At 64.1% G+C, this 21240-nt stretch carries 19 protein-coding genes; 13 read left to right on the top strand and 6 right to left on the bottom strand.

From position 1 onward, the window contains the following. Positions 1 to 60 precede the first annotated feature (60 nt). Together IEW00_RS01660 and IEW00_RS01655 are read left to right on the top strand one after the other, a co-directional pair. Positions 61 to 234 (top strand): DUF1328 domain-containing protein, encoded by a 174-nt coding sequence (locus IEW00_RS01660; protein ID WP_188512619.1) that lies wholly within the window; start codon positions 61 to 63, stop codon positions 232 to 234. 181 nt (positions 235 to 415) lie between these two features. Then, positions 416 to 1435 carry an AI-2E family transporter gene (locus IEW00_RS01655; protein ID WP_229736748.1) on the top strand — a complete coding sequence of 340 codons (1020 nt, stop codon included), beginning with the start codon at positions 416 to 418 and terminating at the stop codon, positions 1433 to 1435. A gap of 9 nt (positions 1436 to 1444) precedes the next feature. Here the strand turns inward: IEW00_RS01655 and IEW00_RS01650 are convergent, their stop codons facing one another. Further along, a complete protein-coding gene (locus tag IEW00_RS01650) occupies positions 1445 to 3781 on the bottom strand; it encodes a DNA translocase FtsK (protein ID WP_188512617.1) in 2337 nt (778 codons plus the stop codon). Between the two features lie 139 nt (positions 3782 to 3920). Between IEW00_RS01650 and IEW00_RS01645 the strand changes: the two genes are divergently transcribed. Further along, the gene (locus tag IEW00_RS01645; protein ID WP_188512616.1) at positions 3921 to 5141 is read left to right on the top strand and encodes an FAD-dependent monooxygenase; all 1221 of its coding nucleotides are present in this window, start codon (positions 3921 to 3923) and stop codon (positions 5139 to 5141) included. A 130-nt stretch (positions 5142 to 5271) separates the two neighbouring features. Here the strand turns inward: IEW00_RS01645 and IEW00_RS01640 are convergent, their stop codons facing one another. Continuing rightward, complete coding sequence (locus IEW00_RS01640; RefSeq protein WP_188512615.1) at positions 5272 to 5913, bottom strand: TetR/AcrR family transcriptional regulator; 642 nt, start codon at positions 5911 to 5913, stop codon at positions 5272 to 5274. A 198-nt stretch (positions 5914 to 6111) separates the two neighbouring features. Between IEW00_RS01640 and IEW00_RS01635 the strand changes: the two genes are divergently transcribed. The 3 genes from IEW00_RS01635 to IEW00_RS01625 all read left to right on the top strand — a co-directional run bounded on the left by IEW00_RS01635 (position 6112) and on the right by IEW00_RS01625 (position 9932). Continuing rightward, the gene (locus IEW00_RS01635; RefSeq protein ID WP_188512614.1) at positions 6112 to 8478 is read left to right on the top strand and encodes a TonB-dependent receptor; all 2367 of its coding nucleotides are present in this window, start codon (positions 6112 to 6114) and stop codon (positions 8476 to 8478) included. 276 nt (positions 8479 to 8754) lie between these two features. Further along, positions 8755 to 9576, top strand: a complete 822-nt coding sequence (locus tag IEW00_RS01630) for a MerR family transcriptional regulator (RefSeq protein ID WP_188512613.1) — start codon at positions 8755 to 8757, stop codon at positions 9574 to 9576. After that, a complete protein-coding gene (locus tag IEW00_RS01625) occupies positions 9573 to 9932 on the top strand; it encodes a DMT family transporter (RefSeq protein ID WP_188512612.1) in 360 nt (119 codons plus the stop codon). The genes IEW00_RS01630 and IEW00_RS01625 overlap by 4 nt, the downstream gene beginning before the upstream one ends. 122 nt (positions 9933 to 10054) lie before the next feature. Here the strand turns inward: IEW00_RS01625 and IEW00_RS01620 are convergent, their stop codons facing one another. Next, entirely contained in the window at positions 10055 to 11647 is a 1593-nt protein-coding gene (locus IEW00_RS01620) for a phytoene desaturase family protein (protein WP_188512611.1), read from the bottom strand. 101 nt (positions 11648 to 11748) lie between these two features. On the opposite strand from IEW00_RS01620, the gene IEW00_RS01615 reads away from it, so the two are divergent. From IEW00_RS01615 to IEW00_RS01595, 5 genes are all read left to right on the top strand, one after another. After that, entirely contained in the window at positions 11749 to 12012 is a 264-nt protein-coding gene (locus IEW00_RS01615; RefSeq protein WP_188512610.1) for a FeoA family protein, read from the top strand. Then, positions 12009 to 13865, top strand: coding sequence for a ferrous iron transporter B (feoB, locus tag IEW00_RS01610; RefSeq protein ID WP_188512609.1), 1857 nt, complete (start codon positions 12009 to 12011; stop codon positions 13863 to 13865). The genes IEW00_RS01615 and feoB overlap by 4 nt, the downstream gene beginning before the upstream one ends. Before the next feature lie 70 nt (positions 13866 to 13935). Next, complete coding sequence (gene ssb / locus IEW00_RS01605) at positions 13936 to 14487, top strand: single-stranded DNA-binding protein (protein WP_188512608.1); 552 nt, start codon at positions 13936 to 13938, stop codon at positions 14485 to 14487. Positions 14488 to 14501: 14 nt separating this feature from the next. After that, positions 14502 to 14870: an arsenate reductase (glutaredoxin) gene (arsC, locus tag IEW00_RS01600; protein ID WP_188512607.1), complete on the top strand. Its 369-nt coding sequence runs from the start codon at positions 14502 to 14504 to the stop codon at positions 14868 to 14870. Between the two features lie 88 nt (positions 14871 to 14958). Next, entirely contained in the window at positions 14959 to 15741 is a 783-nt protein-coding gene (locus IEW00_RS01595) for a 3-hydroxybutyrate dehydrogenase (protein WP_188512606.1), read from the top strand. Positions 15742 to 16071: 330 nt separating this feature from the next. Here the strand turns inward: IEW00_RS01595 and IEW00_RS01590 are convergent, their stop codons facing one another. Beyond that, positions 16072 to 17583 (bottom strand): YifB family Mg chelatase-like AAA ATPase, encoded by a 1512-nt coding sequence (locus IEW00_RS01590; protein ID WP_188512605.1) that lies wholly within the window; start codon positions 17581 to 17583, stop codon positions 16072 to 16074. 368 nt (positions 17584 to 17951) lie between these two features. On the opposite strand from IEW00_RS01590, the gene IEW00_RS01585 reads away from it, so the two are divergent. After that, entirely contained in the window at positions 17952 to 18176 is a 225-nt protein-coding gene (locus IEW00_RS01585; RefSeq protein ID WP_188512604.1) for a hypothetical protein, read from the top strand. Positions 18177 to 18342: 166 nt separating this feature from the next. Further along, complete coding sequence (gene yghU / locus IEW00_RS01580) at positions 18343 to 19230, top strand: glutathione-dependent disulfide-bond oxidoreductase (protein ID WP_188512603.1); 888 nt, start codon at positions 18343 to 18345, stop codon at positions 19228 to 19230. A gap of 6 nt (positions 19231 to 19236) precedes the next feature. On the opposite strand, the gene IEW00_RS01575 is transcribed toward yghU, so the two are convergent. Next, the gene (locus IEW00_RS01575) at positions 19237 to 20112 is read right to left on the bottom strand and encodes an ROK family protein (protein ID WP_188512602.1); all 876 of its coding nucleotides are present in this window, start codon (positions 20110 to 20112) and stop codon (positions 19237 to 19239) included. Beyond that, positions 20102 to 21238 (bottom strand): glycoside hydrolase family 68 protein, encoded by a 1137-nt coding sequence (locus IEW00_RS01570; protein WP_188512601.1) that lies wholly within the window; start codon positions 21236 to 21238, stop codon positions 20102 to 20104. The genes IEW00_RS01575 and IEW00_RS01570 overlap by 11 nt, the downstream gene beginning before the upstream one ends. Positions 21239 to 21240 lie beyond the last annotated feature (2 nt).

Below are 21240 nucleotides of genomic sequence, written 5' to 3'. Positions count from 1 at the left end.
CGCGGTTTGGCGTAACGTGATGCAAGACATTACCGCGAACATCCGCTGAAAGGATCCTTCATGCTCAGAGCTGCCCTCATCTTCGCCATTATCGCCCTCGTTCTAGGTGTCCTGGGTTTCGGCGGCCTTGCAGGCTTTGCTTGGGATCTGGCCAAAATCCTGTTCTGGATCGCTGTTGTGATTGCGGTTGCGCTGTTCGTAATTGGCACCTTCATCTACAAGAAGGTGACATAGCCTCAGGCTCGCCCAACCATGGACAAGTAGGCGCCTATTTTCGCTGCTTTTCCCACTGAATAACCGATGATATCTAGGCCATCATATGCACCACTGGCTACTTGCCGGTGGTGCAATTCTCTTGTGAAAGTCTAACCCGATGGAGCCTGCAAACCGAGACAGCCGGAACCCCATGCCCGGCATGGGCAGGGTTGCCGCCATGACGATGGTCGTGGTTGCCATTTTGGGACTTGCATGGTTGCTGGTCGAATTGGCCGGTTTCCTGATGATGGTCTTTGCAGCATTGGTCCTGGCAGCGGTGTTTTCCTCGATCGCCAGCGGGGTTTGCCGTATTACCGGTATGAACCGGGGCCCGGCGCTCGCCATTTCGGTGCTGTTGTTGCTGGGGGTTTTTGCCGGAGTGTTCACCCTGTTCGGGTCACAGCTTGCCAGCCAATTCGATACCATCCGCCAGAGTATCCCGTCTGCGATCGACAATGTCGAAGCGCAACTCGACCAATTGGGGCTGGGAGATTCGGCGCGCGAATTGTTCAGGCAGGGCAGCGGTGACATCTCTACCATGGCGTCGCGATTGGGTGGTTTTGCGATGACAGCCACAAGCAGCCTTGCCAATTTTCTGCTGATCTTTTTTGGGGCGATCTTCATAGCCAGCGATCCGCAGGTCTATCGGCGCGGAGTGGTGCTGTTGATGCCGCGCCGCGCGGAGGGGCCGTTGGATGAGGCACTCGAGGATGCAGCCCGCGGATTGCGTGGCTGGATGCTCGGTCAAGCGGTATCCTCGGTGTTCGTCGCGCTGTTCTCGGGGGCGGGGCTTGCCCTGTTGGGTGTCCCTGCCGCCGGTGGCCTAGGGCTGATTGCGGGGCTTCTCGATGTCATTCCGATGGTGGGTCCGATCATCGCCGCAGTTCCCGCCGTGCTGCTGGCGTTCACCGTCTCGCCCACGGTGGCTCTTTGGACGCTGGTTCTGTATATCATCGTGCAGCAACTGCAGAGTTACCTACTGCAACCGATGATTCAGAAGCACGCGGTGGATGTGCCTCCCGCTGTTCTGTTGTTCGCTGTCGTGGCCGCCGGCTTGCTGTTCGGCTTCATCGGCGTACTTTTGGCAGCGCCGCTGACCGTCGTATTGTTCGTGATGGTGCAGCGTCTTTACGTGAAGACGCTGCTGGAAAAGGATATTAAGGTCGCAGGCGAGAAGTGACCCGCGCGGTCAGAGCGGGTTGCCGTCCTTGTCGCGGAACACTTCGCGCCGCCCGACATGATTGGGCGCGCTGATGAAGCCATCCTCTTCCATCCGTTCGACCAGACGCGCCGCGCTGTTGTAGCCGATGCGCAATTGCCGTTGCAGCCAGCTGGTCGAGGCTTTCTGGCTTTCGAACACGATCTGGCAGGCGTTGCGGTACATCTGCTCTTCGGGCGTATCGTCGAGGCTCGCCCCGTCGAGCGCAAAGCCGCCATCCTCTGGCTCTTCGGTCACCGCCTGGATGTAATCGGGCGCTCCCTGTGAGCGCCAGTGATCGGCGACGCGGCGGACCTCCTCATCCGAGACGAACGGCCCATGGACGCGCTCGACCTGTTTGCCGCCCGACATGTACAGCATATCGCCCTTGCCCAGCAGCTGCTCGGCACCCTGTTCACCCAGGATAGTACGTGAGTCGATCTTGCTGGTGACGTGGAAGCTGATGCGGGTCGGCAGGTTGGCCTTGATCACGCCGGTGATGACATCGACCGACGGACGCTGCGTCGCCATGATCAGGTGGATGCCTGCCGCGCGCGCCTTCTGCGCCAGCCGCTGGATCAGGAACTCGACCTCCTTGCCCGCGGTCATCATCAGGTCGGCGAGCTCGTCGACGATCACCACGATCTGCGGCATCGGCTCGTAATCGAGCTGCTTTTTCTCGTACTGAGGCTGGCCACTCACCGGATCCCAGCCGGTCTGGACCTCTTCGCCCAGCGGGATGCCCTTGGCTTTGGCGACGCGGATCTTGTCGTTGAAGTTGACGAGGCTGCGGACCTTGAGCTCGCTCATCATCCGGTAGCGCTCTTCCATCTGCTCGACCGCCCATTTGAGCGCGCGGATCGCCTTTTGCGGTTCGGTGACAACAGGGGAGAGCAGATGCGGGATGCCGTCATAGATCGACAGTTCGAGCATCTTAGGATCGATCATGATCAGCCGCAGCGTTTCCGGAGTCATCCGGTAGAGCAGTGAGAGGATCATCGCGTTGAGGCCGACCGATTTGCCCGACCCGGTGGTGCCCGCGATCAGCAGGTGCGGCATCGGCGCGAGATCGGCGATCACCGGATCGCCCGAGATGTTCTTGCCCAGGATCACCGGCAGCTGGCCGGTATTCTCGGCAAAGTGGGTCGATCCGATCATCTCGTGCAGCACCACGGCATCGCGGTGCTGGTTCGGCAGTTCGATGCCCAGTTCCTTGCGGCACGGGATCGCGGCAACGCGCGCCGACCGTGCCGACATGTTGCGTGCGATATCGTCGGCGAGCTGGATCACGCGGTTAGCTTTGATACCCGGCGCTGGGAGCAATTCGTAGCGGGTTACGACCGGGCCGGGGCGCACCGCAGTGATCTCGCCCTTGACGTTGAAATCGCTGAGCACGGTTTCGAGCAGCCGCGCGTTGCGTTCCAGCGCGATCTTGTCGAGCGCGGGGCCGGTGCTGGTCGGCGGCGGATCGAGCAGGTCGACCGAGGGCAGGTCATAGGGGCCAAAGAAATCGCCCTGCTTGCTTTTGGGACCCAACTGGGCCTTGGCAGGACGCAGTGAGGGCTCGGTGATCTCCGGCGGTGGGCGAGTGTCGGGAACGGCTTCCTTGCGCGGCGCGGCCAGAGCGGCGCGCGGGGTCTCTTGCAGACCCTCGATCGCTTCTTCATCATCCTCGTCGATGGTCGGGCCGATCGGCTTGCGGAACAGCGCCTCAGGCACGCTGACTTTGATCGGCGGCATACGCAGCAGTCCGCGCTCCAGCCCCAGCGCCTTCCAGCCAAGCACCGTTCCGCCCAGTGCCAGCAGTGTGGCGGTGGTATAAACAGCCCACGCCACCCCGGCGGGCGGCAACAATCCTGCAAGCCCATGGATTCCGCGTGCGCCGACCAGCCCGATCAGACCGCCGGGACCTGCAGGGAAATGCTGTGCGGATTCGCCGACGAACACGGTAACGGCCACAGCCAGCAGCACGATGCTGATCACCGTGACAGCAACCGAACGGCGCCAGAAGCCCAACGGACGGTTGATCCACAAGCGGTGCGCCTGCACCGCAGTGATCGGCAGCAGCGCCGCGCCGGCGGGACCAGCCAAAAACAGCATCATGTCGGCAATCCATGCGCCGGTGGTTCCCATCCAGTTATCGATCGGACCACCTGCGGCAGTATTGAACGAGGCGTCGGTCTGGTGGTACGTGAGGAGCGCCACGGCCGCAAACGCGACGAGCGAAAACAGCACCAGCGACAGGATCAGGCTGCCGCTGCGCAACAGGCTTTGACGCATCAGGTCGCGCCAATCGGGCGCGTTTCTGGTGGCGGCGCGACTGGCCATATCCTGTTCAACTCCGGCGTTATGGTAAATCCCCCGCATTTTGCACAGAGGAGCGACTCCGCGTCAAGCAAGGACTTCAGCGCGACTCCGCGCTGCAAAGCCCCTGTTCAGGCAGCAGGTCACGCCCTACATTGGCAGCATGACCGAGACACAGCATAGCGACATCCTCATCATGGGCGCAGGGCCTGCGGGCCTTGCATTGGCACTGGCTCTGGCACGCAGCGGAATGAGCGTGCGGGTAGTTGACCGGATCAGCCCCGAGAGGCTGGCCGACCCAGAATTTGATGGCCGCGCATCGGCGCTAGCCAGCACCAGCTGGCAGATGTTACAAAACTTGGGGCTGGCCGATGCTTTGTGGCGCGATGCCTGCCCGATCGACAGGATCGCGGTCAGCGATGGCCTGCGCAAGGGCGGCCTAGATTTCGACGCCGGCGTCGATGGCATGGGGGTGATGATGCCCAACAGCCTGCTGCGCGCTGCGCTGTTTGAGGCAGCCAGCGCGGATGCGGACATCGATCTGGTGATGGGCGCTGATGTTGCCGCGCGCACCATCGACGCCCATCGCGCTACTATCACGCTTGACGATGGCCGTGCTTTTTCCGCCTCGTTACTGGTCGGCGCCGAAGGCCGCGTTTCCCCGACGCGGGACTTGGCGGGAATCACGCTGGGCCGGTGGTCTTACCACCAGCGCGGCATCGTGACGGCGGTTACGCTGGAAAAGCCGCACAAGAACACCGCGTTCGAGATTTTTTACCCCGATGGTCCGGTTGCGATCCTTCCCCTCAATGATGATGATGACGGCCGGCCAATGGCCTCGATCGTATGGACCGTCCCCGAGGGCAAGGCCGATGCCTGGGTCTCGCTATCCGACCGTGCTTTCGGCGCGGCGCTGACCAAGATGAGCGGTGGTTTTCTGGGCGCAATCACACCCGTCGCACCGCGCAGCAACTGGCCGCTGACCTTGTGTCAGGCGAGCGCGATGGTTGCGCCGCGGATCGCTCTGGTCGGCGACAGCGCACACATCATCCATCCGATCGCCGGGCAGGGACTGAACCTGGGTCTGCGTGATGTTGCGGCGCTGGCACAGGTGCTGGGCGAGGGCGCCCGGCTGGGGCTTGACCCTGGCGATCTGGCGCAATTGAAGCGCTATCAGGATTGGCGGATGCTCGACAATGCGATGATGGCAGCAGCAACCGATGTGCTCAATCGGCTTTATGGCCTGCCTGGTAGCGCACCCTCGCTGGTGCGGCGTCTGGGCATGCAGATCGTCGGGCGTACCGGATTGATCCGGCGGTTCATCATCGATGAGGCGCGCGGCGCGAGCGGAGACCTGCCCGACCTGCTGATGGCCAGCGATTGAGGGCATTTGTACCTGTACCTTCGTCACCCCCGCGAAGGCGGGGGTCCCGCTTTTGCGCAGCCGTTGAGTACAAGCGGGATTCCCGCGTTCGCGGGAATGACGGGTCAGGGCGCAATCACTTTGACGACCATCAAGGCCGCAATCCGCGCGCGATGAAATCGTTCGCCGCCCGCGCGATGGCCTCGGGGGTCATGTCCTCGGTCCACACGCCATAGCGCAGACCCAGAAACACGTTCATCCCCATCACCGCCCAGGCATGCAGTTCGCTGACGTCCTCGCGCAGCTCGCCGGTTTCGGCGCCAGCCTTAAGCCGGTTCAGGATGCGCGAGGCGGTAACCTGATAATGCGCGCGGTAACTGTCTGAATCGACGAACTCGGACTCGTCGATGATCCGGTAGATTTCCTTGTGCTCGCGGGCGAACTCCAAAAACCCCTTCAGCGCGGCGCGTTCGCGGTCGAGTGCAGTCTTGGCCTCCTGCATCGCAGCGGCAGCATGGAGGCCGACCTGCGCCGACATGTCCTGCACCAGCGCGCGGAAGATTTCGTCCTTCGAATCGAAATAGGTGTAAAAGCTTCCCAGCGCAGTTCCCGCGCGGCGGGTGATGCCGCTGATCGAGGCTTCGTGGAAACCGCGCTCGCCAAATTCGATCGCCGCAGCATCGAGCAGCTTGCGCAAGGTGGCGCGACCACGCGCGGTGCGCGGCGTCTTTGCCGACTGTTCGGGCGAAGTGCCCGCCTTGTTGCCTGCCTGCCCAGATGCCTGCGCCGCCATAATCCACTCCTACCGCCGCACATGATGCACTGATGCAACACGTCTGGCTGATTAACCCGGCTTTGTCTTCCCCATTTCGGATAAGAGTTGAAAGCTGGTTCAACTTTCACTAATGGACAAATACGCCTCGCGCAAGGTCGGTCGAATTATGAACCGGTACACCGCGGGGCTTCAGGTTTGGATGATGGGAGGATTGCCATGACATCGTTTCGGTTTACCCGCTTTGCCACGACGCGCGCCGCGCTGACGCTGGGCGTCGCAGCAGCCGCGCTGACCGCGCTTCCCGCCAACGCCCAGGCGCAGGACGTGCAGGAAGAAGCGGAGACCACGTCGGCCGGCGGCAATGTCATCGTTGTGACCGCCCGCCGCCGCGCGGAAAACCTGCAGGACGTGCCGATCTCGATCAGCGCCTTTTCGGCCGAGCGGCTGGAAAACCAGGGCGCGCTCGACATCACCGATCTTTCGCAGATCACCCCCAACACCACGCTGGAAAACTCGCGCGGCACCAACTCGACGCTGACCGCGTTCATCCGCGGCGTCGGCCAGCAGGATCCGGTTCCCGGGTTCGAGGCAGGCGTCGGCATCTATCTCGATGACGTCTACCTCAACCGTCCGCAGGCCGCAGTGCTCGACATCTACGAGGTCGAGCGGATCGAGGTGCTGCGCGGGCCGCAGGGCACGCTCTATGGCCGCAACACCATCGGCGGCGCGGTCAAGTATGTCACCAAGATGCTGCCGCAGGACTTCAGCATGAAGGTCCGCGCGACGTATGGCACCTATGACCAGGCCGAAGGCGTGGTCACCGTGTCCGCTCCGATCGGCGATATCGTGCGCGTCGGCGGCACCGTAGCCCGGCTTTCGCGTGGCGGTTTTGGCGACAACCTCAACATCCGCAGCCTCGAAAACTACAACCGCGATGTCTATGCCGGGCGCGGGACGCTGGAAATCGGCGGCTATGACGCGCCGGTGCTGATCCGCATCTCGGGCGACTACACCCGCGACAAGTCCGATCCGCGCAACGGCCATCGCCTGATCCCCGGCATCCGCAGCGGCATCCCGGTGCTGCGCGATGTCTATGACACCCGCGCCGGACTCAACAGTCCTGAGCAGGATATCGAGGCTTATGGTCTGGCGATGAACATCGCCGCCGAACTCACCGACACGCTGACGCTGCGCTCGATCAGCGCCTGGCGCAAGGATGACAGCTTCACCCCGATCGATTTCGACGCATTGCCCGCGATCGATGTCGATGTGCCAGCCTTGTACCGCAACGAGCAGGTCAGTCAGGAATTCCAGCTGCTCTACGAAGGCAGCCGCCTCAAGGGTCTGGTCGGCTTCTATTATCTCGATGCCAAGGCTTCGACCGCGTTCGACGTGCTGCTGTTCACCACGGTCCCCAATCTCAACGCATTCACCGCAGGCGATGTGCGCACCGATACCTGGTCGGTATTCGGCGATTTCACCTATGATTTTACCGATCAGCTCTCGCTGTCGCTGGGCGGCCGCTATACCGTCGACAAGCGCAACTCGACCATCCTGCGTCAGACCAAATTGGGCCGCTCGGCCGAGTTCGGCGGTACACCGATCGTGCTCGCCACCACCTCGAACTTCAACGGCCAGGCGCGCTTTACCGATTTCAACCCGCGTGCGTCATTGAGCTTCAAGCCCAACACCGATCACCTGTTCTTCGCCAGCTACTCACAGGGCTTCAAGGGAGGCGGCTTCGACCCGCGCGGGCTTTCCACCGCCGCGCCCGATCTCAACCGTGATGGCGTGCGCAGCGAGGACGAGATCTTCGATTTCCTCAGTTTCGAGCCCGAAACCGTCGACAGCTATGAACTCGGCTGGAAGGGCAGCTTCGCCAACAACGCGATCAACCTGGCGGTAACCGGCTTCTATGCCGATTACACCAACGTCCAGGTGCCAGGGTCCGCCGGGTTCGATTCGAACGGCGACGGCGTCAACGACACCTTCATCGGCGTCACCACCAATGCCGGCAAGGCCGAGTTCAAGGGGCTCGAGTTCGAAGGCAATGCCGTTTTCGCACAGGAGTTTGCCGGCAGCGGATCGTTTCTGAGCGTCAACGCAACGCTGGGTTACATCGATGGCGAGTACAAGCGCTTCATCGATGCGCGCAACATCGACGTCGCCGATCTGCGCCGCATCCAGAACACGCCCAAATGGACCGCATCGGGCACCTTCACCGGCGCGGTTCCGGCGTTCTCGGGCATGATAACCGGGTCGACCACGCTCAGCTATCGCAGCAAGACCTTCCAGTTCGAAACGCCGAGCCCGTTCCTCGATCAGGAGGGCTATGCGCTGTGGGATGCTGCGCTGATCTGGCGCGACGACGCCGACCTCTTCAGCTTCGGGGTCAACGCCAAGAACATCCTCAACAAGCAGTACATCACCTCGGGCTATCAGTTCCTCGCGACCGCACCCGACGGCACGCCGACGCGCAATGCGGCAGGCGCCTTCGTGCCGACATTGGGCACCGAGGGCGTCGCCACCGCGTTCTACGGCAACCCGCGGCAGGTGTTCGCGACGGCGACCGTGAAGTTCTGATCGGCTGACATTCGGCTCCATCTGCCGCTGACGCACCCTGCTTGGCCTCTCCCTTGGTGGGAGAGGCAGCGAGACTTGGTGGCTTGGCCACCTAGTCGTAGCGGTGAGGGTGATGGTGCGGCTGGATGCTACGGCGCAATGGCGGCCTGTTCGCTCGATCCTGAGGGATCACCTTCACCCAAACCTCCCCCATCAAGGGGGATGGCATATGGGGAAGCGTAACGCCTGAAAAATTCCGCTTGAAGCTGACCTTAGGTCAAGTGGCATAAGCCGATTATGGCTGATTCGCTCGACATTGCTGCCGTTACCCGGCTCACCGGTCTCACCGCCCGCGCATTGCGCTTCTACGAGGCGCGGGGGCTGGTGGAGCCGTTGCGCACGGCCTCGGGACGGCGGCATTATGATGCGGCGGCGCTCGAGCGGCTGAACCTGATCCTGTCGCTCAAGAAAGCGGGGCTGACGCTGGCGCAGATCCAGCGGCTGACCGCCAACCGCAGGATCGACCTGCACGGGCTGATCACCGCCCAACTCGACCATCTCGAGGCGCAGGCGCGGCGCATATCAGACGCGCAGGCGCTGCTGGTTTCGGTCAAGTCACGCATCGATCACGGCGAGCCCATCGATGCCGAGACATTCTGCTCGCTGATCCGACACGAACAACAGGACACGACAACCATGTCACAAGACCAATGGAAGGCGGTGACCGACCGCTATTTTACGCCAGAAGAACAGGCCGAATGGGCCGAAAAGATGGGAGGTGTCGACCCGACTTTCGATAACGACGCCTATGCTGCGCAATGGAAGGAACTGGGCGATGCCATCAAGGCCGCGCTGCCAATGGACCCGGCCAGCGAGACCGCCGCAGGCTTTGTCCAGCGCTGGTTCGATTTGCTCAAGCCCTTCACCCAGGTCGCGACGCCCGCAATGTGGACCGGCACGATGAAGATGTACGACGACATGCCTAACTGGCCCGCCAAGGCCGACCCTGGTTTCGATGCTGAAGTCTGGGCGTTCATGAAGGAGGCCACCGCAGCGCGGATGCTGGCAGGCGATGCGGTGGCAATCCCGGGGTATGATCCGAAGGGAGGCGCGGCATGAACGCATGGCTGCTGCTGGCGCTGGCGATCGCGTTCGAGATCGCAGGGACGAGCCTGCTCAAGGCCTCTCAGGGCTTTACCAGACCGGTGTTCGGCGTGGCGTCGATGGCCTGCTACGGCCTGTGCTTCTGGCTGCTCGCCTTCGCCTTCACCCGCATCCCGATGGGCATTGCGTACGCAATCTGGTCGGGGGTGGGCGTGGTGGCGGTGGCGCTGATCGGATGGCTGGTGTTCCGCCAGTCGATCAGCGCGTGGCAGGCGGGGTTCATCGTGCTGACGTTGATCGGCACGACGGGGTTGTATCTGACGACGCCGCCTGAGGGGGATGCGGAGGTGGCGGACGGCAGGTCGATGTGAGCTCGTAACGACTGAGTGCCGTTTTCCGGCGAACGCCGGAATCCAGGGCGGATTAGTAGCAATCGCGCTCCTGGACTCCGGCTTTTGCCGGAGAACAGTTGGGGGCGGTAGAGGGGTTAGCGTTACCTCCACCACCTCCGATCGGCCAGCACGACCTTCGCCGCATTGTGCCCCGGTGCGCCGGTGACGCCGCCGCCGGGGTGGGAACCCGATCCGCACATGTACAAACCCTTCAAGGGCCCGCGATAATCGGCATGGCCCAGCACCGGGCGCGCGGCCCACAATTGGTCGAGGCTCATCCGGCCGTGGAAGATATCGCCGCCGATCAGACCGAAGGTGCGCTCGAGGCCTTTCGGGCTGAGCACCTGCCGTCCCAGGATCGAGGCGCGGAAACCCGGCGCGTGCGCCTCGACCGTATCGATGATCGTGTCCGCAGCGGCCGCCTCCTGCTCGGGCGTCCATTCGAGCTTGGGATCGAACTGCTGGCAGAACAGGCTGGCGACGTGTTTTCCGGCAGGCGCAAGGCTGTCGTCGACGATCGAGGGGATCAGCATCTCCACGATCGGTTCGCGCGACCAGCCATGCGCCTTGGCGTCGGTGAACGCGCGGTCCATGTAGTCGAGGCTCGGCGCGATGACGATGCCCGCGCGCAGATGCTCGCCATCTCCTGGCAGGCAAGAAAAATCCGGCAGCCGGGCGAGCGCGACGTTCATCCGGAAGCTGCCCGATCCGCAGGCATAGCCCTGGATCCGCCGCGCGAAATCATCGGGCAGGTCGGCGGGCGGCACCATGCGGCCATAGAGCAACTTCGGCCCGACATTGGCGATGATCCGCGGCGCGCGCATCTCCTCGCCGCTCGCCAGCCGCACCCCGATGGCGCGTCCGTTCTCGACCAGTACCTGATCGACCGGGCTGTTCAGGCTGATCTCGACGCCGTGCTCGGCACACGCCTCGGCCATCATCCGGGTGATGCTGCCCATGCCGCCGATGACATGGCCCCAGCTTCCCTTGATGCCGTTGACCTCGCCGAAGACGTGGTGGAGCAGTACATAGGCTGAGCCCGGCGTATCGGGGCTGGCATAATTGCCGACGACCGCGTCGAACCCGAACGCCGCCTGTACGGACGCGCTCTCGAACCAGGGCGCGAGGAACTCGCGCGCTGATTTGGTGAACAGGTCGAGCACATCGCGCTGCACCTCGCGCGGCAGTCTTGCCAGCAAACGCCCGGTGGTCAGCGCCTCGACCAGCCCCGCCACGCCTCCGCCGACACTGGGCGGCGGGCGCAACGCAAGGTCGCGCAGCACATCGGCGACGCGCTCGAGCATGGCATAATAGCCCGGCAACGCTGCGGCATCGGCCTTTGAGAAGCGCGCAAACTCGGCCTGGGTGCGCTCGAGCCCGCCGCCGAGCAGCAGATGGTCTCCGTCTGGCAGCGGCAGGAAGTTCGACACCGGGCGCTCGATCACGTGATAGCCTCGCCCGACCAGGCCCATGTCGGCGATCACGCGCGGCTGCAGCAGGCTGACGGTGTAGCTGGCGACTGAGTTGCGAAAGCCGGGGTGAAACTCCTGCGTCACCGCCGCGCCGCCGATGACATCGCGCGCTTCGAGGATCCGCACCTTCATTCCGGCACGCGCCAGATAGAAGCCGCAGGTCAGCCCGTTATGGCCGCCGCCGATAATGATCGCGTCTGGTGCTGACCGCGTGCTCCCCATCGCGCTGGACTAGCCGAGCGACATCGCTGCGCCAAGCGCCAGTGGTACAAGAATTCGCTGGCGTCGCACCTCCGATATTGATAGCGGTTCGCAACACCATCATGCTTCTTGACCAGCTTCCCACCGGCCAGCGCGCGGAAATTGCCGCGATCGACTGGAGCGTCCTGCCTTCAGACGAGGGCAAAAGGCTGCGTGCGCTGGGCGTTGATGAAGGTGCGAGTGTCAGCATCCGCCATCGTGGCATCTTTTTCGGGCGCGATCCGATCGCGCTGAGCATTGGCCGGATGACCGTGGCGATCCGCCGCGCGCACGCCCGCGCCATTACCTTGCGTGAGCCCAAATTCGGCGCGGAAGCCGCCGAATGACCCGCCACCAGCCACTGATCGCTCTGGTCGGCAATCCCAACGCCGGCAAGAGCGCATTGTTCAACGCGATCACCGGTGCACGCCAGAAGATCGCCAATTACCCCGGCGTTACGGTGGAACGCAAATCGGGCCGCTTTTCCTTTGCCGATGGCCGCCCCGGCGAACTGATCGATCTGCCCGGCAGCTACAGCCTTGATCCGACCAGCCCCGACGAGGCGGTCACCCGCGACGTCGTGATGGGCTGCCAGGCGGGCGAACGCCAGCCCGAAGCGCTGATCATTGTGCTCGATTCGGCCAATCTCGACCAGCACCTGGTGTTCGCGCTCGAGCTGCTGGCGCTGGGCTTGCCCACCGTGGTTGCGCTGAACATGGTAGACCTTGCCGAACGCGACGGATTGACGCTCGATGCCGCGCGGCTGGCGGCGGACCTTGGCGTTCCGGTCATTCCTACGGTCGCGGTGCGGCGCAAGGGGCTGACCGAGCTTGCCGCAGCGCTCGATACGGTGATCCTCGCCAAGCAGGCGCCGCAAGCCCCCTTGGGCGAGCCCGACATGCGCGCGCGGCGCAGGCGGGCGGAAACCATCGCGCATGCCGCGATCGTCTCGCAGACCGACAGCCGGCGCTGGACCGACCGCGCCGATGGTGTGCTGCTGCATCCCTTTGCCGGGCCGATCATCCTGTTCGCCCTGCTGTTCGTCATCTTCCAAGCGGTGTTCAGCTGGGCCTCGCCCTTTGCCGATGGGCTCGAAGCTGCCGCAGCGGCGCTGAGCGATCTTGCCAGCGCAACGATCCCCGAAGGCTTTTTCCGGTCGATGATCGTCGATGGCATCATTGCAGGCGTCGGCTCGGTGGTCGTCTTCCTGCCGCAGATCATCATCCTGTTCTTCTTCATCCTGCTGATGGAGGCGACCGGTTACATGGCACGCGCCGCGTTCATCATGGACCGGATGATGGCAGGGGTCGGCCTGTCGGGGCGCTCGTTCATCCCGTTGCTCTCTAGCTTCGCCTGCGCGATTCCCGGGATCATGGCGACACGCAGCATCTCGGACGAAAAGGACCGGCTGACTACCATCCTGATCGCGCCATTGATGACCTGTTCGGCGCGGCTGCCGGTCTATACCGTGATCATCGCCGCGTTCATCCCGCAGGTTGCGGTCGGCCCGGGAATCGGCATGCAGGGGCTCGTCCTGTTCGGGCTGTATGTCTTCGGCATCATCGGCGCGATGGTGGTCGCTTTGGTGCTGCGCTCGACCGTCGCCAAGGGCGGCGCGAGCGGATTCCTGATGGAAATGCCCAAATACCAGCTGCCACGGATCACCGATCTGGCGCTGGGCCTTTGGCAGCGCGCCGCTTTGTTCCTGCGCCGCGCGGGCACGATCATCTTTGCCGTCACCATCGGCCTGTGGCTGTTGCTGACCTATCCGCAGGTGCCCGCAGGCAGCAGCATGAGCCAGTCCGAATATTCGGCCGCCGGACGGATTGCAGGCGTGCTCGAGCCGGTCGTCGCCCCCATCGGCTTCAGCCGCGACATCGCGCTGGCGCTGATCCCGGCGATGGCGGCGCGCGAAGTCGCGGTCTCGGCGCTGGCGACAACCTATGCGATCGACGCACCCGACGAGGAGACCGAGGCGCTGGCGCTGGGCGAGCGGCTGGCGGGGCGCTGGTCGCTGCCCACTGCTCTGGCGTTCCTCGCCTGGTTCGTCTTTGCGCCGCAATGCATTTCGACGATCGCGGTGACCAAGCGCGAGACCAACGGCTGGAAATGGCCCATCTTCATGCTGGCGTATCTGTTCGGCCTGGCATGGGTCGCCGCAGGGATTACCTTCTGGACCGCGACGGCTTTAGGGCTATAAACGGCACAACAGTCCGGAGCGAACTCTCGCCCGGTCCATCCATCACAGCATTGAATTCCGGGGAAAGCATATGTCGGGCAGCGTCAACAAGGTCATTCTGATCGGCAATCTGGGTGCCGACCCTGAAGTGCGCAGCTTCCAGAACGGCGGCAAGGTCGCCAATCTGCGGCTGGCCACCACCGAAAGCTGGAAGGACCGCAATTCGGGCGAAAAGCAGGAGCGTACCGACTGGCACACCGTCGCGATCTTCGGCGAAGGCCTGGTCGGCGTGGCCGAGCGCTTCCTGCGCAAGGGCTCCAAGATCTATGTCGAAGGCCAGTTGCGCACCCGCAAGTGGCAGGACCAGTCCGGCGCGGACCGCTACACCACCGAAGTGGTGCTGCAGGGGCCCGGCGCGGTGATGACCATGCTCGACGGCAAGCCCGGCGGCGGTGGCGGTGGTGACTTTGGCGGCGGCGGCGGCGGTGGTCGCAGCAGCGGCGGCGGTTCGGGCGGCGGACGCGGCTTCAACGACAGCGGCTCAGGTGGCGGCTCGGGCAGCGGTTCCGGTGGTGGCTGGGGCGGCGGCGGTGGTTCGGGCGGCGGCTTCGACGACGACCTCAACGACGATGTGCCGTTCTGATCGGGATGACCCCGATGCAGATCACTGTCTATCACAATCCCAGATGCGGAACCTCGCGTAACGTGCTCGCCGCGATCCGCGAGGCCGGTCACGAGCCGCAGGTGATCGAATACCTCAAGACCCCGCCATCGCGCGACACGCTGGAAAGCCTGATCGCGCGCGCGGGTGAGGGCGCGCGCGGGCTGCTACGCGCCAAGGAGCCGCTGGTCAGGGAGCTTGGGCTTGATGACGCGAGCGCCACCGATGCCAAGATCATCGATGCGATGATGGCGCACCCGATCCTGATCAACCGGCCGATCGTGGTGACGCCGCACGCCGTCAGCCTGTGTCGCCCGAGCGAGACCGTGGCGACGCTGCTGACCGTCGAGGCACCCGCGGACTGACCACCGCCACGCCACGCCACGCCACGCCACGCCACGCCACCTCACGCCACACCGCATGCCAGCCATGCACCATCGAGGGAGTTATTCGATGCTCAACGGATTGAACGCTATCGTTACCGGATCGACCAGCGGGATCGGCCTAGGCATTGCCCAGGTGCTCGCCGCCAAAGGCGCAAACCTGGTGATCAACGGCTTTGGCGAGGACGAGGCGATCGAGCAGGAGCGTGCCGCGATCGAGGCAGAGCATGGCGTCAAGGTGGTCTATAGCAGCGCGGATATCTCCAAGCCCGATGACATCGCAGCGATGGTCGATCTGTGTGTCAGTAGCTTTGGTTCGGTCGATATCCTGGTGAACAATGCCGGCATCCAGCACACCGCGAGCGTGGAGGATTTCCCTGCGGAAAAGTGGCACGCGGTGATCGCGATCAACCTGTCGGGCGTATTCTTCGGCATGCAGGCCGCGCTGCCGCACATGCGCGCCAAGGGCTTCGGCCGCATCATCAACATCGGATCGGCACACGGTCTGGTTGCCAGCGCCAACAAGTCCGCTTATGTCGCTGCCAAGCACGGGGTCGTCGGCATGGGTAAGGTGGTCGCGCTGGAAACCGCAGGCACCGGCATCACCTGCAACACCATCTGTCCCGGTTGGGTTCACACACCGCTAGTGCAAAAGCAGATCGAGGCGATGGCGCAGGAACAGGGCTTCAGCGTGGAGGAAGCCAGCGACAAGCTGCTCTGCGCCAAGCAGCCCTCGGGCCAGTTCGTCACCCCCGAACAGATCGGCGAACTCGCCGCCTTCCTCTGCACGCCTGCCGCCGCCCAGATCACCGGCACCGCACTGCCGATCGACGGCGGGTGGACGGCGCAGTAATGTAACGATGGTGGCTGGGGTGAGGGATTGGCTGGCGGTAAGCCAAGAGAACCACGGCATGGCCAAAGCATCGGTTGCATTAAGCTCGCCTGCCTTGAAAGACTGCGGCTACGCGGGTCGCCGAGGAGAATCGCGTTTCTCTCCACCAATGGATTTCGGTCGCAATTGCCCAGCAGATTGGCGCTTTGGAGATGGCGGCGGGGTTCTGAGGCAAAGCGCAGGTGCGGCCAAGTCTTTCGATATGTCACAGTGTCTGGATCAAGTGGGAATTGGAACGCCGCCGGCGAGCGGTGAAATTGAGGTGGCCAATAGCTCGGGCAGTGACCGCCTTCACCTCACCGGCGCCCTTCTGCGATAGCTCAACGCTTCGGCGACATGCACCCTGCCCACCGTCTCTGCGCCGCTCAGGTCGGCGATCGTGCGCGCCACCCTCAGCACGCGCGTATAGCCGCGCGCTGATAGCCGCATCGCTTCGGCCGCGCGGGCAAGAAGCTGGCGCGCCGGTTCGTCAGGGGTGGCGTGGCGTTCCAGCGCTTCGCCATCGATCTCGGCATTGGTTCGCGCCTTGATGTCAGCATAGCGCGCGGTCTGGAGCGCGCGGGCGGCGCCGACGCGGGCGGCGACCTCGCGCGAACCTTCGGCGGGCGGGGGTAGGGTCAGGTCGGCAGCGGTGACGGCTTCAACCTCGACGTGCAGGTCGATCCGGTCGAGCAATGGCCCGGAGACCTTGGCCTGATAATCCGCCGCGCAGCGCGGCGCGCGCGAGCATCCCAGTGCCGGATCGCCCAGATGGCCGCAGCGGCACGGGTTCATCGCCGCGATCATCTGAACGCGGGCAGGGAAGGTGACATGCGCGTTGGCGCGCGCGACGCTGACCTCACCGGTCTCGAGAGGTTGGCGCAGCGAATCGAGCACGGTACGCTGAAACTCGGGCAGTTCGTCGAGGAACAGCACGCCCAGATGCGCCATTGAGACTTCGCCGGGGCGCACCTTGAGCCCGCCGCCGACCAAAGCCGCCATCGATGCGCTGTGATGCGGGGCGCGGAACGGGCGCGCGCGGCTGATGCGGCCATCGGTCAGCGTGCCGGCGACGGATGCAACCATCGAGACCTCGAGCGCCTCTTCCGGGGTCAGCGGCGGCAATATGCCGGGCAGGCAGGATGCCATCAGCGATTTGCCCGCGCCCGGTGGCCCGGTCATCACCATGTTGTGCCCACCGGCGGCCGCGATCTCGAGCGCGCGCTTGGCGGTCTCCTGGCCTTTGACCTGCTTGAGGTCGGGCCCCGGCACGGGCTCCTCGGCGATTCCCGGCCTGGGTGGGCTCAGCCGACCGTTGCCCTTGAGGTGGTTGAGCAGGGTCAGCAGATCGGGCGCGGCGATGACATCGATGCCGCCCGCCCATGCGGCCTCGGCACCTTGCGCTGCGGGGCAGATCAGCCCGCGCCCGGTCGCCGAGGCATGCAGCGCGGCGAGCAGCACGCCGGGCGATGCGGCGATACGCCCGTCGAGCGCGAGTTCGCCCACCGCGACATATTCGCTCGCCAGCTCGGCATCGATGATGCCCATCGCCGCGAGCATCGCGAGAGCGATCGGCAGATCGTAATGCGATCCCTCCTTGGGCAGGTCCGCAGGCGAGAGATTGACGGTGATGCGCTTGGGGGGAAGCGACAGGCCCAGCGAGGCGATGGCGGCGCGGACCCGCTCGCGGCTTTCCCCCACCGCTTTGTCGGGAAGGCCGACCACCGCGATGCCCTTGTTCATCCCCGGCGATATCTGCACCTGCGCCTCGACGCTGCGCGCCTCAAGCCCCAGATACGCCACGGTCTGGACGATCGCGACCATGAATGCCCCCCCCCCGCTTGTGGCCCCTGTTTGTTCCTTCGGCAGACTGACGCGTCTGTTGAGGCGAGTCGAGGGTGATTCGCCCGATTGCGTCATTCTGGAGGAAGTTACCCGTCACATCCGCAGGGTTTCTGCTTGGATCACACACCCACTTGCGCGACGCCGACAAGAAGCTGGCTATCTACACGCGATAGCTATTTGGAATCGCGCTTATTGACACGAATGTTACTTTCTTGTGACTTGCAACCGTGGGGAAGCACCTGAAAAGAGCGATGAAATTGCTCAAAATTGCGCCCAACGCATGTTGCAATTGCGAAGAGGCTGTGGGATACCGCCAGTGCTAGCAGCACGTCTGAAGGGACAATTCTATGAAACTTGCAAAGACCGCACTTGCTGCGCTTGCTCTGACCACCATGGTCGGCGCTCCGGTTCTGGCACAGGCTGCGACTTCCGCAGCCCGCGTGTCCAGCGCTTCGAGCGAAGAAGCAAACGCAGAAGGCAGCACCGGCATCATCATTGGTGTCGTTGCCGCTGCCGCCGTGATCGGTGGCATCATCATCATCGCTGATGATGATGAGCCCAACAGCCCCTGAGCCCCTCGCAAGAAGGTTTTAGGTACTGATTCGGAAAAGGGTGGCCAGAAATGGTCGCCCTTTTTTGTTGTCGGATGCCTGCGGGATTGTTCAATGTTGCGCCTCACTCGACCCAAGTCGCGATGTTCCCGTCGCTGACCCACCCCATTCGCGGAGCCCCGAGCCCATGACCAACTTCCCCGCCGATTACACCCCGCCTGCCATCTGGACCTGGGACAAGGACAATGGTGGCGCGTTTGCCAACATCAACCGGCCGATCGCCGGTGCGACGCACGAGACGAGCCTGCCGGTCGGCAAGCATCCATTGCAGCTCTATTCGATGGCAACTCCCAATGGGCAGAAGGTCACCATCCTGCTCGAGGAGCTGCTCGCGGCAGGCCATTCGGGCGCAGAATATGACGCGTGGATGATCGATATCCGCAGCGGCGCGCAGTTCGGCAGCGATTTTGTCGCGATCAACCCCAACAGCAAGATCCCCGCGCTGATCGATCACAGCACCGCAGAACCCACCCGGTTGTTCGAATCGGGTTCGATGCTGCTGTATCTGGCGGAAAAGTTCGGCGCGTTCCTGCCGACCAATCCGGCCAAGCGGGTCGAGGCGATCAACTGGCTGTTCTGGCAGATGGGCAGCGCGCCGTATCTCGGCGGCGGCTTCGGTCACTTCTATGCCTATGCGCCGATCAAGATCGAATATTGCATCGACCGCTTCACCATGGAGACCAAGCGCCAGTTCGATGTGCTCAACCGCCATCTGGCCGACAATGCGTATATGGCGGGCGATGAATACTCGATCGCCGATATCGCGATCTGGCCGTGGTATGGCGGTGTGGCGACCGGAGTGGTGTACGATGCCGCGGAGTTCCTGCAGACGCAGGAGTACACGCATTTGCTGCGCTGGGCGGAACAGGTCGCCGAGCGGCCCGCGGTCAAGCGCGGCAAGATCGTCAACCGGACCTGGGGCGATGACCTCAGCCAGCAGCTGCCCGAGCGGCATGATGCGAGCGATTTCGAACTGCGGACGCAGGACAAGCTGGCTGCCGCAGAGTCAGAATAAGGGCTCTTACAACAGATCCGCCGCCAGCAGGAATGCGCCTGCCAGCCCCGATACCGGGGCGAGGACAGGGCGGCGGATTACCTGCGCGGCGGGCAGCGCGAAATAGCCCCCGTCGCTGCCCGCAGCGGCTTCGATCACGCGTTCGAACAGCCCGGGCGTGCCCATCACCCCGCCACCCAGCACGATCCCATCGGGGGCGAGCACGGCACGCAGCGTGTTGCACATTTCGGCAAGATAGCCCGCGATGATTGCATGGCCGGGATGATCGGTCGGCAGGTGCGATAACGATTCGCCCCAGCGTGCCTTGATCGCGGGGCCGCTCGTCAGCCCTTCGAGGCAATCGCCATGGAACGGGCATATACCGTCGAACCCATGGTCGTCGGCGCTGCGACGCGGCCGCATATGGCCAAGCTCGGGATGGCCGGCACCACCGATGATGGCGCCGTTGGCGATCACCCCGCCGCCGATCCCTGTTCCGATGGTGACGTAGACGCTGACGGCTGCGTCGCGCGCTGCTCCCAGCCGTGCCTCGGCCAGGGCGGCGGCGTTGACATCGGTGTCGAACGCGACCGGGACGCGGAAAGCACGCGCCACGGCTCCAGCGAGGTCGAACTGGCTCCATCCGGGCTTGGGCGTGGCGAGGATGTGCCCCCATTGCGCCGAGCGCGGGTCGCGTTCGAGCGGTCCGAACGAGCCGATGCCGATGGCGGCGAGCCCTTCGTGCCGGGCAAAGAAGGCGTTCACATCGGCCAGCGTCGTCGCAGGATCGCGGGTGTCTATCTGCTGCTGTTCGATGACTTCGTCGGGGCCATGGCCGACGCCGAGCACGAACTTGGTGCCGCCCGCCTCGATCGCGCCCAACAGCGGGCGCTCAGCAGGCATGGAGCCTGTCCATCGCAAAGGTCTCGACGATCCGGCTGGTGCCACCGTCGAGCGCGATCTGCGCCATTGGCGCGGGCGTGCCGGCAAAGGTTTCCGCCGCGACGAAGGCGTTTGTCGCAGGGTCGCGGCCCTGTAGCCCCCAATGGTCGACAAAGCTGCACACCAGCAGCTCGGCGCTGGCAAACCAGCTGAAGGCCTGCATAGGCTCTTCGTCGGGATTGGCGATCACCAGACCGGTGCCGTTAAGCGGGGTCCAGGGCCCGGACAGGCAGTCTGCGACCATGCCGTAAAATCCGGTGGGCCCGGTGGGGCCATCGGGAGCGAACACGCTGCGCTGGGTGGACCAGAAGACATAATATCGCCCTTGATGCGCAAGGATCTGGGCGCGTTCAAGCTCGTTGTTGAGCGTGTCTGCGTGGACGATCGGATCCAGCAACTGCCAGGCGCCGTCGGCGCCCTGCCGCGCCAGACCGATCGCGCCGTTGAATGCATCGCTCGAGGCGGCAAGGGTCGCGGTGAACGCGAGATAGCGGATGCCATCGACAGGATCGACGAAGAACGCCGGATCGCGGAACGCCTTGATCGTGCCGGGCGCGCCCTCGTGCCGGTCGGCGGCCAGATAGATTTTGCCATCGGCCACCACGCATTCACGGACCGGGCTCCAGCCGGTGATCCGGCCATCGCCCTGGAGTGTGCCCCTGGTCTCGACCAACCGCTGCTGAAAGCCACCCGGGTTGTCCACATAGCCCGCAGCGGTGAAATACAGCGTGACCGAGCCATCTTCCAGCACCGCAGAGCCCGACCATTCGCGTTCGTAATCGCCCAGGTCGCGTGGCAGCATGTCACCCAGATCGTGCCAGCCGCCGGCATCGAGGTGGAACAGCCGGATGCGGGCCTCGAAATGACGCAGCACCGGATCGCCGTGGTCGGGGGCGGCGAGGATCATCCACAGGCTGCCGCCGTTTACCGGGGCGATGCGGCCGTCGGGCAACTGCAGCGGCCACATATCCCATAACAGCAGATCGGGCAGGATCCGCCGCGCCTGCGCCTCCCCGATCAGCCCCGGTACTGGCAGGGGCCGGTGCTTGATGGCGGCAACATGCGCGGCGGTCCAGGCAGTGGTCATAT

The organism is Blastomonas aquatica (genome assembly GCF_014639875.1).
GTDB classification, from domain to species: Bacteria; Pseudomonadota; Alphaproteobacteria; order Sphingomonadales; family Sphingomonadaceae; genus Blastomonas; species Blastomonas aquatica.
This window is presented reverse-complemented; position numbering and strand designations above follow the sequence as displayed.